Source organism: Streptomyces sp. SA15 (assembly GCF_002291145.1).
Lineage (GTDB): Bacteria > Actinomycetota > Actinomycetes > Streptomycetales > Streptomycetaceae > Streptomyces.
In genome coordinates this window covers 1-11,434 of the sequence record NZ_NTGE01000072.1, presented here as the reverse complement: position 1 = coordinate 11,434, position 11,434 = coordinate 1, and the positions used below count along the sequence as shown (strand labels likewise).

At 67.4% G+C, this 11,434-nt stretch carries 10 protein-coding genes and 3 pseudogenes; 7 read left to right on the top strand and 6 right to left on the bottom strand.

Annotated features, from left to right (window positions below; translation table 11 throughout):
- Positions 1-94 precede the first annotated feature (94 nt).
- Together CLM62_RS11870 and istA are read right to left on the bottom strand one after the other, a co-directional pair.
- Positions 95-634: pseudogene (locus CLM62_RS11870) on the bottom strand (ATP-binding protein); the annotation flags it as partial.
- Positions 631-2,332: pseudogene (istA, locus tag CLM62_RS11865) on the bottom strand (IS21 family transposase). The pseudogenes istA and CLM62_RS11870, both read right to left, overlap by 4 nt.
- Before the next feature lie 232 nt (positions 2,333-2,564).
- On the opposite strand from istA, the gene CLM62_RS11860 reads away from it, so the two are divergent.
- Entirely contained in the window at positions 2,565-3,320 is a 756-nt protein-coding gene (locus CLM62_RS11860) for a class I SAM-dependent methyltransferase (protein WP_055628205.1), read from the top strand.
- 74 nt (positions 3,321-3,394) lie between these two features.
- Here the strand turns inward: CLM62_RS11860 and CLM62_RS11855 are convergent, their stop codons facing one another.
- Positions 3,395-3,718 carry a hypothetical protein gene (locus CLM62_RS11855; RefSeq protein ID WP_095749789.1) on the bottom strand — a complete coding sequence of 108 codons (324 nt, stop codon included), beginning with the start codon at positions 3,716-3,718 and terminating at the stop codon, positions 3,395-3,397.
- A 129-nt stretch (positions 3,719-3,847) separates the two neighbouring features.
- Positions 3,848-4,951 (bottom strand): helix-turn-helix domain-containing protein, encoded by a 1,104-nt coding sequence (locus CLM62_RS11850; protein ID WP_095749788.1) that lies wholly within the window; start codon positions 4,949-4,951, stop codon positions 3,848-3,850.
- Positions 4,952-5,506: 555 nt separating this feature from the next.
- Here CLM62_RS11850 and CLM62_RS11845 point away from each other — a divergent pair.
- Together CLM62_RS11845 and CLM62_RS11840 are read left to right on the top strand one after the other, a co-directional pair.
- Complete coding sequence (locus CLM62_RS11845; RefSeq protein WP_257003809.1) at positions 5,507-6,157, top strand: hypothetical protein; 651 nt, start codon at positions 5,507-5,509, stop codon at positions 6,155-6,157.
- A 68-nt stretch (positions 6,158-6,225) separates the two neighbouring features.
- Entirely contained in the window at positions 6,226-6,957 is a 732-nt protein-coding gene (locus CLM62_RS11840) for a DUF1775 domain-containing protein (protein ID WP_179382053.1), read from the top strand.
- A gap of 95 nt (positions 6,958-7,052) precedes the next feature.
- On the opposite strand, the pseudogene CLM62_RS11835 reads toward CLM62_RS11840, so the two are convergent.
- Positions 7,053-7,259: pseudogene (locus CLM62_RS11835) on the bottom strand (ArsR/SmtB family transcription factor); the annotation flags it as partial.
- Positions 7,260-8,119: 860 nt separating this feature from the next.
- Here CLM62_RS11835 and CLM62_RS11820 point away from each other — a divergent pair.
- Positions 8,120-9,151: an SCO1860 family LAETG-anchored protein gene (locus CLM62_RS11820; RefSeq protein ID WP_143659028.1), complete on the top strand. Its 1,032-nt coding sequence runs from the start codon at positions 8,120-8,122 to the stop codon at positions 9,149-9,151.
- A gap of 141 nt (positions 9,152-9,292) precedes the next feature.
- On the opposite strand, the gene CLM62_RS51400 is transcribed toward CLM62_RS11820, so the two are convergent.
- On the bottom strand, positions 9,293-9,415 hold the full coding sequence (locus CLM62_RS51400; protein WP_257003808.1) for a hypothetical protein: 123 nt from the start codon (positions 9,413-9,415) through the stop codon (positions 9,293-9,295).
- A gap of 519 nt (positions 9,416-9,934) precedes the next feature.
- Between CLM62_RS51400 and CLM62_RS11815 the strand changes: the two genes are divergently transcribed.
- The 3 genes from CLM62_RS11815 to CLM62_RS49300 form a co-directional block, all read left to right on the top strand.
- The gene (locus tag CLM62_RS11815; protein WP_095749784.1) at positions 9,935-10,144 is read left to right on the top strand and encodes a hypothetical protein; all 210 of its coding nucleotides are present in this window, start codon (positions 9,935-9,937) and stop codon (positions 10,142-10,144) included.
- A gap of 466 nt (positions 10,145-10,610) precedes the next feature.
- Positions 10,611-11,228: an RNA polymerase sigma factor gene (locus CLM62_RS11810; RefSeq protein ID WP_095749783.1), complete on the top strand. Its 618-nt coding sequence runs from the start codon at positions 10,611-10,613 to the stop codon at positions 11,226-11,228.
- On the top strand, positions 11,225-11,434 hold a 210-nt coding region (locus CLM62_RS49300), incomplete at its 3' end, for a hypothetical protein (RefSeq protein WP_143659025.1). The genes CLM62_RS11810 and CLM62_RS49300, both read left to right, overlap by 4 nt.

Here is an 11,434-nt window from a genome sequence, read left to right as displayed (position 1 = left end):
GGGGCTCAGCCTGCCTCCAGCTTCAACCGGTCACTGCGATGACCAGCGGCGGGCCTCTCATCCCGCGAGATCCATCAGCGCCTCGTGGCGCACAGCCGAGTTCGTCGATGCAGAGCAGGTCGACGCGTCCGTAGCGGGCGATGGTCTTGGTCAGGATCTTCTCGTCGGCGGCCTCGACCAGCTCGTTGGCCAGCTTCGATGCCAGGGTGTATTTCACCCGGAAACCTGCCATCGCGGCTTCGGTGCCGAGCGCGATGAGCAGGTGAGACTTGCCGGTGCCGGAGTCACCGATCAGGCAGAGCGGCAGGCCCTTCTTCACCCACTCGCAGGTGGCCAGCGAGCCGACGACGGCGGAGTCGATGTTCGGATTGGCATCGAAGTCGAACTCGCGCAGCGATTTCTCCCGGGGGAACTGGGCGGCCTTGATCCGGCGTTCGGAGCGGCGCCTGGCGCGGTCGTCGCACTCGGCCAGCAGCAGTTCGGCCAGGAACACCAGGTAGGACATCTGGTCGTTGCCGGCCTTGGCCGCCAGGTCGGGAAACTGGTTGCGGATCGTGGGCAGTCGCAGGACCCGGCATGCCTGGTCGACGGCGGCTTCGGCGGCTTGTTCACTCATCCGGCGGCGAGGGCTCATGGCGGCGGCTTCTTCCTGCTCGGCTTCTGGGTAGGTCTCGGGGCCGGCGCGCGCCCAGCGGGGGCCACGGCGGCTCGCCGGCTGGGAAGCAGCTGGTCGTAGATCGACACGTCAGGCATGGGGCGGGTGTCTTTGGGCAGTTGCGCCAGGCGCCGCTGGGTCAGCGAGGTGACGGTCGCTGCGACGGCCCGGTCTGCCTCGGTAGTGGCTCGGCGTCGTGGCTTGGCCGAGGTCGGTTCGTCGTTGTCGGCGATGCGGCGGGCTTCCAGCGCGGCCGCGTCCGCGGTGAGCGCTCCGACCTGGAGCGCGGCGGCCAGGCCGGCGACGACGTGGTCGTGCTGCATGTGCCGGTGCAGCAGCAGAACCTCGATCAGAGCGCGGGTGCCGGCGGTGTCGCCGTGGGCGTTGCAGGCGGCTGTCCACCAGGCTTCGTGGATCGGGGTGAACTTGCCCGTAGCCCGGGCCTGTTCGAGGACCGTGGCGCCGGGCAGCGCGCCCGGTTTGCGCAGCAGCGCTTCGAGATAGTGATCGAGCTCGAGCCGTGATCCGCTCTTGGTCAGCAGCCGTTCGTGCTGGGCGATCTCGGTGCGGCCGTCGAACACCAGGAGCTCGGAGGCGTGCAGCAAGACCCGGACCTGGCGGCCGATGAACCGGGTCGGGACCGAGTAACGGTTGGTGCGGACGGTGATCTGGGAGAACCGGTCGACCCGTGGGGTGAACCAGCGGCCGGTCTCGAACGTCTCGACGGGCAACGGCTTCAACGACGGCCGTTCGACGGCGAACAGCTCGCCGATCGTGTGGGGACGGGTCCCGATCCGCCGGGCCTCGTCGGCCAGATCCCACTCGTCGATCAGCATGTTCAAGTGCGCCAGCGAGTCGATCTCGGGGACGGGAACGAAGTGGTTGCGGCGAACCCAGCCGATCTGGCCCTCGACGCCGCCTTTTCTCGTGGGCGCCCTCGATTCCCGGCGTGCAGTAGAACGGCTCGATGCCGTAGTGGGACCGAAATGCGGTCCACCGGTCGGTCTCGACCCGGCGCCGCGTGAAGCCGAGCACCGACGCGACCGCGGCCTTCAGGTTGTCATACCGGATCTTGCCGAACGGCACGCCGCCCAGCACTCTGAAAGCGTGCTCGTGGCCCTCGAAGAACGCCTCCTGACCGCCGGAGGCGAACACCCGGTGCACCGCCTTCCCGGAGAACGACAACCGCAGGCAGAACAAATGGCACTTCACCAGCTCGCCCCGCAAACGGACCGCGACCTCGCCGAAGTCGACCTCGGCTTCGGCGCCGGCCAGGTGCGACTGCTCGATGAACACCTGCGCCGGGCCACGGCCGGCCTCGACCCGAATCTCCGGCTTCCGCTTGGCGACGTAGGCGCGCACGACCTGGTAGGACACGTCGTCCATCGCGTGCTCGTTGATCAACCGGCGATAGATCCGGACCACCGTGTGACGCTGCTTCCTCGGCGCATCCAGATCAGCCAGCAGCATCTGGTCGATCACCGGCTTGAACGGATCCAGCTTGGAACGGCGAGGCGCGTACGGTTCCCGAGGTTGCGGCCACGCCGAACTCAGCGCCTTCTGAACAGTCCGCCAGCCCACCCGGTACTTGCGCTCCAGCGCCCGGTTCGACATGCCCTCGCGAGCGTCACGCCGCAGCGCGGCATACAACTCGACCTTCGACTGACCAGGCGGCATCGGCGGTGCTCCTTCACTGAGCACATTCACCTTGCCACCGCAACCCCGCGAGTGACACTACTTCTCACGAACAACTTCCCAGCTAACCAGCCGGTGACATCCACTCAGACGGACAACTGACAACCCACAAACACCGTCAGAGCCATCCTTGCGAAAACCATTGGTGCCCGGCTTGCTCCGCTGATGGACTGACGTCCTACCGTGAGTCTGCCGCGTGACGGAGGTAGTGGTTGTGACAGGTTATGACGTGCTTGCCGAGGTGTACGAATGGCTCATCTCGGATGCAAAGTTGCCTCCAGCCGAGTTCGCTGCGTCGTTCGACGACGTCCTCAATCTCCTGCCGTCGAACGCTCATGTCCTCGACTGTTCGTGCGGAACCGGACAGTTGGCGGTTGGCCTCGCCGGTCGTGGCATGCAGGTTGTCGCAACTGACGCCAGCGAGGCGATGGTTCGTCGGACTGCAGAGTTGTCTGAGGAGTTCGGGGCATCCGTCCGGGCCGTACGGGCGAACTGGGAAGAGTTGCCCGACCATTTCCAGGACAACACGTTCGACATGGTGTTCTGCGTTGGCAACTCGCTTCACCATGCCACGGGCGCGACAGGCAGGGGTGCTGCTCTGGAGTCGATGTCACGGCTTCTGCGCCCCGGCGGGCGCTTGGTACTCACATCCCGCACTTGGGAACTCGTGAGGGCCAGAGGTTCCCGGCTGGAGATCAGTGACCGACTCGTCCGCCGGAACGGTCGCGATGCCGTCGTGGTCTACCGCTGGGAGATTGCGCCGCATTGGGAAGAGGAGCACCACATCGAGATTGCGATCGCGCAAGTTGATGCGACCGGGTTGGTTCTTGTCCGCTCGGAACTGCTGTCCTGCTGGCCCTACCGGTACGAGGAACTCGAAGTCGAGCTGCACCGGGTCGGACTCCAGACGGAACTGAGCACGTTCGATCTTGAGGCCGAGAACTACATGGTGGTCGCGAGCAAGGTATAAACACCGGACTCTCAGTCCCTGGCCGGACCGCGCGGTTGCTCGCAGGACGCTTGCGCCCTCTCATCGGTGCGGGTTCAAGTGGTCAACGCAACGCCTCGGACGAGGAGTGCTCGTCGATCAGACGGCGGTAGATCCGGGGTGACGGTGTGGCGCTGTTTCCTGGTCGCGTCCAGATCAATGAGCAGGATCTCGTCGATCAGCAGCGTGAACGGATCCAGCTTCGACGGCCGCGCCGAAGCGGTTGTCGTGCGTGGCTGCGGCCAAGCCGAGGTCAGGGCCTTGTTGACCGTGCTCCAGGTGACGCCGTACTTGCACTGCAACGCCCGGTTCGACATGCCATCGCGGGAGTCGCGCCGCAGCGCGGCGTACAACTCGACCTTCGACTGGCCAGGCGGCATCGGGGGTGCTCCTTTACTGAGCACATCCAGCTTGACACCGCAACCCCGATGGTGACGTCAGAATTCGCGAACATCTTTCTGGGCCATCACCTGGTGCCGTCAGCTTTCACGAACAACTGACGTCACCAACTACCGACAGAACCACCCCGGAAATCCCGCCGAACGACCTGGGTGTATCCCGACTGCAGACATCAAGGTCTTCTTCCCATAGGGAAGCGGTGGCTTCGGCCACGGTACCGCCGTGCGCTGCGCATCTCGTGAAGTGGCCAACACGGCTGTACAGGCAGGTCCCAGCGTGGCGACGACTTCTACTTGGCGGAGCATGGCATCGGAGCGGTTCTGTAGCTGGAATCGCAGCGGCGCGTATCGACGCGCCTCCACACCTTGCATAGCGAGAGGAATCTGCCGACGGCAGCCGTCGATGTATTCCTCAACCTCGGCTCGGTACTGCTCTGGGGTTCGCATGTCCCGGGCCAGAGAGAACTTCGCTCCTGTGCCGGCAAGTTCGGCAAGATCGCCGATGGTCAGGCGATCGTTATACCGTGGCACTGGTGTCCGTGCCTGTGGCGGTGACTGGAACATTTCCCGACGCCGCGCTTCCAGTAGCTCCTCCAGTTCGGACTCGCGCACCCAGAGATCTGTCACAGCGCCGTCCATCACGCCAATCTCGATGTCCATCCGCCGCTCACCCCGCAGCAGTCTTGCTGACAGGCCGTCGATGTCGACAGGGCGCGCAGGCATCGACTTTCCAGGCAACCGTACGAACACCGTGCCGCTCTGGCAGGTGTCGTACGTCTTCTGCAGCGTGTGGATAGGGTCGCCCCATTTCGGCGGCATCACGTCGACGACCATCACTTGTTGGGTGCCGGCACCTGCATCGAATGGCACGTACGTGACATCGAAGCGCGGTCTTTCCCCTGTGTACTGAGTCAACCAGGGGAACAGATCCGCAGGATCGATCACGGAAGTTCCACAGAGATTCCCAGGCTCAGCTCCCACCAGGACATAGGCATGGCCCTCAGCCCACTGGGCGGCGACATCTGGCATCCGGTTCGCGAATCCGAGGATCGCCTTCGCCACCGTGAAACGCCCAGCCGCCTTGTTCAGCTCCAGCGTCGACTTCCACTCCAACCACAACTTCTCGTCAGCGGGCGATGCGTCCAGCACAGCTTTGATCAAGCTCTGCCGCTCATGCAGGCCGACCACTGCCCGCGAGGAGTCAAAGTCAAGCAATCGCCGTCTCCGTTCACTTCTTGCGTGGGACCAGCATGGCTGATCAGCGCACCGAGCCGCGTGGCCTTTATGAAGGGCTGCCCGTCGTAGTCCTGGCCCTGGCGGGCGGCACCGGACGATACCTGGCCGTCGACGGCACCAGCTGGGGCGTCGCCGGGGTCACCGCCCCTTGCCAGGCACTCAGCTGCTGCAGCGTGCGGGAGCGCAGGGGCTGTGACTCACCATGTCGCTCGCCTGCCTCGTCCTGGCAGCCGCCCAGCCATTCCTGTCCCGCGCCGCCGCGGCTCGCACCTCCCCAGCAGCGCACACCTCCCCGACGAACCCGCAGTCAAAGGCACGCGGTGTGCCGTGACAGGGCCGAAACCAGCGCGCGAAATCGCGGACCGTGAGCGAGTCCGGACTCCATGCCGTATACGGGAGCGAGCCTTGCCGCAAACCTGCCGATCAAGGCCGCGCGGCGATGCATGGGCGAACCGGGTGCGACCCATGAGGCATCGGTCTCTTTCCCGGACCGGTCTGCCAACCACCCAAGTGATGTTCCATGATGAGCGAGCCATGCACCCACCAGCCACGGCTCCCCGCGCGCCGCTGCCCGTCCTCCGGGCCGCGGTGTTCGCCGTCGTCGGCACGGTGCTGGGGGTGAGCGCCCACCACCTGCTCGTCGAGGGACCGGTGCCGTGGGCACAGGGCGCGGCCGCGGCCGCCGTTCTTTTCGGTTTGGGGCTGGTCGGCACGCGCCGTCCTCGCCGCCTGGCCACGGTCGTGGTCTGCAGCGTCGCGGGGCAGTCCGGGCTGCACCTGTGGCTGACGCTCACCGCGCACGCCGGGCACATGCGGGCCACGGCCGCGCATCAGCACGGTGGGCAGCTCCATGACGCGCATGCGGCCTGGCACGAGCGGCTGCACGACTCCGTGGCCATGACGGCGGCGCACGCACTGGTCGCCGTGCTCGTGGCCGTCCTGCTGCATCGCGCGGACGTGGCGTGCTGGACGTTGGCCCGCGGTGTGACGGCGGCGCTGGACGCGGTGCGGGCGAACGTCGCCGCCGCCCGGATGCTGTGCACGCGACCACCGGCACCCGGGCGACTCGGGCTGCCCGTTCTCGTACCGGCGGAGAGTGAGCGGCCGCCGGCGATGGGTCCGGTGCTCGCGTATGCGGTGGTACGGCGGGGTCCTCCGCCGACGAGGGCAGCTCTCGTCAACTGACCCCGCCGGGGCGCCGGTTCCGCTCACGCCGTACGGCGCCCGCCATACCCCCATGCCTGGAGACACCTATGTCCCGCATCACCCTGCCGCGCACCGCGCGGCGCCTGACCGTCGCTGCTGCCGGTGCGGCAACCGCCGTTCTGCTCACCGCCGTTCCGGCCGCCGCCCACGTGGAGGTGGAGTCCGACAAGGCCCAGGCCCTCGCCGAGAACGTCGAGCTCACCTTCGTGGCCGAGTCGGAGTCCGCCACCGCCGGCATCACCGAGCTGCGGGTGGTTCTGCCCGAGGGCATCGCGCCTGCCGACGTGGCGTACAGGGAAGGCCCCAAGGGCTGGAAGTTCACCGCCGGCGACGACGGCTACACCGTCAAGGGCCCGGCCGTGAAGGTCGGCGAGGACGCCGAGTACTCGGTTGTCGTCCGGCAGCTGCCCGACGCGAAGGAGCTCGCGTTCAAGACGCTGCAGACCTACAGCGACGGCAAGATCGACCGCTGGATCGAACTGGGCGAGGCCAGCGGCGGCGGCCACGGCAACGAAGCCCCGGTGCTCGAACTGAAGGCCGCCGCACCGGGCGCCAAGCCGGTCAGCCCCTCCCCCAGCGAGTCGGAGAGCCCCTCTGCGTCACCGACGCCGACCGCCGAGGAGACGTCCGTCTCGCCCTCGCCGCAGGCGGCAGACACTGAGAAGGACGACGATGGCGGGCTGTCGGCGGGCGCCTGGACCGGAATCGTCGCGGCGATCCTTGTCGCGGTCGCGGCCGTGGTGTTCGTCGTACGCCGCCGGGGCAGCACCCAGCAGTAGTCCGGCAGTCCACTCTCAGGGCCCTTGCGCACCGAGTCGTCTCGGAGTGCAAGGGCCCTCGTACGGCTAAGGGCCCCTCGTACGACTACGGCATGTCAGTCGTGCGGAGCCTTCCCGCTCACCCGGTGATCCGCGTGGCTGAGCACCTCCACCACCAGGCGCCGCAGATGCCCGTCGCTGAGCCGGTAGTAGATGTGCCGCCTCTCCCGACGGGTGTCCACCAGCCCGGCCAGCCGCAACTTCGCCAGATGCTGACTGACCGCCGTCCGCGACGCCTCGCACCGCTCTAGAAAGACGGCGACCTGCACGCGAACCTGGACCCGGCCCAGGAAGCGGACCTCCTACTGGCCCTCGTTGCCGGCCTCGGCGACGCGGTCCTGCTCGGGCACCGAACGCCGGCGGAGGTGAAGTCACTCGTGGACCATCATCTGTCCCGCCTGATGCCGTGACCCGCAAGGCGGGTTGAGAGCCTTGAAGATCTTGATCCACAGACATCCGAGCTTGGTAAGTGGTCAAGCCCCAACAGCGTCGGTGACTGTGGCCGCAGCGGGGACGCTCTGCTCGGGTCGAACGTCCGACCTGTCTGCAGGCAGTGGAGCAGGCAGCCCAAAAGGCGGTTGAACAGGTGGCGCATGGCGGCGGTGTGCCGGTCACCGGCGGCTCGACGTCTGTCGTAGTGCTCCTTGATGAGGGGTGAGGGCAGCGCCCCGAAGATCCAGACATAGCCTGCGGCCACCATGGTCAGACGACAGGGCATGAGGCGATCCATCGCGCAAAGAAAAGCAGCTTCTTAACCGGACTGCCACGACAAGCGCCGCACTGCTGGTCACGGACACCGTCATATGACGCTCAGTCGGATCGGTACAACTCCAGAGCATGCCGCTGACCAGCAGCGATAGCGAAGTGCAACTGGATTATCAGGAGGCGGGGCTGGCGGGCGGCGATAAACGAGTTACCGGCCCAGAAGTTGCGCGACGGGCAAGGAGAGGAGAGGGAAACCGCACGTTGGAGTGATCCCCTGTCGGATTGTCGCACGACCGACATCCCTGAGGCCATGATCTGCGGGTCGAGGTCGTCGGCGGACACGCTGTACCGAGCACGGCAGCGCCGACGGCTCCATGTCTCTGTGGGGGTTTCTCAGTTGCACACGAATGTCTTCAGCATGCCCGCACGCCCAGCCGCTCTCCTGAGCGTCTCGGCTCTGATGATCGGCGGCGCACTGGTCGCCGGACCGGCCTATGCCGTACCCGCGGAGCCACACTCCGGCTCCACCGGCAAGGCGACCGCCGTGGCGGCGCGCGCCGACCTCGGGGTCTCCGTGGAGGGCGTCGGCGACGTTCCGGTGAAAAAGGCCCTCGGCGACCTGAGCGCGCCCGGCGACGCGCAGCAGACGCTGCTCACCGCCGAGGTGAACGGTGCGAACAACGGGCAGCCCACCACGCTGGTCAAGGCCAAGGTCGCGCATTCCAGCGTCAAAGCCGACGCGCACCGGTCGGTGGGCGACGTCAAGCTCGTCGGCGTACGGGCCTACGCACCCGGCCTGCCCACCAACCCGCTGCTGAGCGCCGACCTTCTGAAGGCCACGGCCTCCTGCGAGACGGGCAAGAAGCCGACCGCGAAGGCCGCGCTGGCGGACAACGTGACCGTCCTGGGCAAGCCGGTCGCCGTGAACGGGCCCGGCGACCAGCACGTCGAGGTGCCGGGCGTCGGCACCGTCGACCTCGTCCTGGAGAACGCGACCACGACGGACAGCACGGGGGCCGCCACCGCGCTTCGGCTGAAGTACACAGTGACGCCGGGCAAGTTGGGTGTGGTGAAGGCATCCGGAGAGATTGTGCTCGCCGAGGCCACCTGCGCGATGCCGGACGGCTCCGGCGCCGCCCATGACGGTTCGGACAGTGAGGGTTCAGACAGTGATGGTTCGAACGGTGCCGGATCCGGCAGTGGCGTGGCCGAGGACGGCTCGTCCGACGGCCAGTCCTCCGGCGAGTCCGCCGGTTCGAAGGGCGCCGAGGACGCCGACGCCGCGGGCAATCTGGCCAGCACGCAGACCGGCGACGACGACTTGAGCCTTGCCGAGACCGGTGGCAACTCCGCCACACCTGTCATCGCCGGCGTGGGCGGGGCGCTCCTCCTCGGCGGCGCCGCGGCCATCTATCTGATGCGTCGCCGCCGCACCACTCAGAACGACTGACGCGGGACCGGTCGCGGGCGGCGCTCCCGCCCGGGGCCGGGGCCGGACCTCGTTCAAGCCCAGCGCAGCGGTAGGTTCGAGCGGCGATGGGCTTCGGCGAGGTCTGGGCCAGGAATCGAAGGCTGTACGTGCGTGTTGCGTTCACTGTTCTCTCTCGTCGAGTTCGCCGTCGATCTGTGCCTGGCGCAGCAGGTCAGCGAGTTCGACCTCCAGGCGGTCGGGGCCTGCCATCAACGTCTGGGCGGCTAGATCGGGATCCGTCATCGCCAGCGACCCGGCTCCATCAGACCCGGGGCCTTCCACTCGTCGTACGCCGTCCTGATGGGCATACCGTCCGCCATCGATCGACAACGGTCAGTATCCGGGGTGGAGTGGTATTCCGGTTTCAGTGAATCTGCACATCGCATGCGCAACCTCGGGGCACTGTGCGAGGGTTCCGCACGACACGCCTGCCGTATAACGCTCTGTTCGTGCGCCAGTGTCCCGTTCGGAAACCTGGTCGCGATACCAGTCGGGTCCCGGTGCCACGCGACATGAGGAGAAGCTGTCCCCAAGTCGTGTGCGAGCCTGCACGGATGCGTAGCCTGTTCGTTCAACTTCTCGGGAGTGTAGGCCGGTTGGTTGGAGGCCCGGCGTGCCCCGTGCTTTGATCATCAGCGCCGCAGGCCCGTGCGAGAGTCTCCCGAAGCGGGGATCGCACGCCCTTCTGCGGCGGAGACCCGCGATCTGTTTCCAGCGGGGCCGTCCCCCTTGTGGATCATCCATACGAAGGGAAGTTTCATCATGAACTCCGCTCCCCAGGTTGAGACCGTTGAGATCTCCGACGTTGAGCTCGACAACGTCTCGGGCGGCCTGAACCCGCACGCCAGCCTCGTCGTCGGCCCCACGGCGGTCAGCAGCGGGGATGTCCTGGCCGAGATCGACGGCGTCAAGAACGAGGTCCTGGGCGCGGCCGGCCAGTACCACCACGCCAGCGTCAGCGCCTCCCTCTGATCGGCAGCCTGGATACCAGTCGGCGAGCCATTTCCACCTGACGGTGTGATTGGGCTGTTGGCGGACTGAGGCTGTACGGAACAGCAAAGCTCCTGGCAGTAACGGGTTCTTGACCGAGATCACCCGTCTCTGCCAGGAGCTTCTCCTGCGTGTTCACCCGTCGTGACCTGTCCAGCCGCCCCGTGGCGCCTGAGGGGTACTCCGCATCGGATTGCACGAGATCGGGATACGGGGGTGGGCGCGGCCCGCCGTCGAGCCCCCAGCGGCCAGGGCCGGATCGGATGCAGGCTGCACTGATGAGGCGTCGGCGAACTGTGGCGTGTTGCGGGCGGAGGGGTTTGAGGGGGTGTGACACTTGTGTGAGGTATGGCGCTGATGACTATGGGGGCGTGGGGGACAGCCCGTCGTGCCCTACGGTGCGGGTTCGTCAACGCTCGCTACGCACTCGGTACGAACGAGGACAGTGTTGGGCATACCAGACGAACCCCGCCGCGTGCAGGCGTACGACGGGGAATTGGGCGCGGCCGTCGCGCGGGCTCAGGAAGGTGACGAGTCCGCGTTCGCGGTCGCGTACCGGATCGTGCAGCCCGGACTGCTCGGGTATCTGCGCGGGCTGGTCCGGGACGACGCCGAGGACGTGTCGTCCGATGCCTGGCTGGAGATCGCCCGGGACCTGGGCCGGTTCAAGGGCGACGGCGCGGGCTTTCGCGCCTGGACCGCGACCATCGCCCGGCGCCGGGCGATGGACCATCTGCGCCGCCAGAAGGTACGGCCCCGATCGGCGGCGCTCGAACAGGACGCACAGGACCTGCCCCGCCCGCACAGCGCTCCCGACCAGGCGCTCGAGTCCCTCTCTACCGAGTGCGCCCTTCAGCTGGTCCGCGGGCTGCCGCGGGATCAGGCCGAGGCCGTGCTGCTGCGCGTCGTCGTCGGCCTGGACGAGCCCGCCGCCGCCCGTGTCATGGGCAAGCGTCCCCGTGCGGTGCGCACCGCCGGGTGCCGTGGGCTGCAACGCCTCGCCCGCCAGCTCGGCGTCGCAGATGTGACGCACGAGGTTCCCCGGACGCTGGGGGAATCGACATGAACGGTAACGACGGCCGACCGTCGGACAGGGACGGATGCGGGAACGGGATGAACGCGGACATGGGTGAGCCGCACAACGACGGCAGGGCCCCCGGCCGTCGGCGCGTGCACCCCGGCGACGCCGTGACCGGGCCGGAGGGCGCCGCACTGGAGGCGCTGCTCTCCGCCCTGCCCCAGCCCGGTGCCGACACCGGGGGCGAGCAGCGA

Coding starts and splice junctions, on each gene's coding strand:
- CLM62_RS11855 (WP_095749789.1), bottom strand. CDS start 3,718: ATGCCGCCTGGCCAGTCGAAGGTCGAGTTGTACGCCGCGCTGCGGCGC.
- CLM62_RS11845 (WP_257003809.1), top strand. CDS start 5,507: ATGCACCCACCAGCCACGGCTCCCCGCGCGCCGCTGCCCGTCCTCCGG.
- CLM62_RS11840 (WP_179382053.1), top strand. CDS start 6,226: ATGTCCCGCATCACCCTGCCGCGCACCGCGCGGCGCCTGACCGTCGCT.
- CLM62_RS11820 (WP_143659028.1), top strand. CDS start 8,120: ATGCCCGCACGCCCAGCCGCTCTCCTGAGCGTCTCGGCTCTGATGATC.
- CLM62_RS51400 (WP_257003808.1), bottom strand. CDS start 9,415: ATGACGGATCCCGATCTAGCCGCCCAGACGTTGATGGCAGGCCCCGAC.
- CLM62_RS11815 (WP_095749784.1), top strand. CDS start 9,935: ATGAACTCCGCTCCCCAGGTTGAGACCGTTGAGATCTCCGACGTTGAG.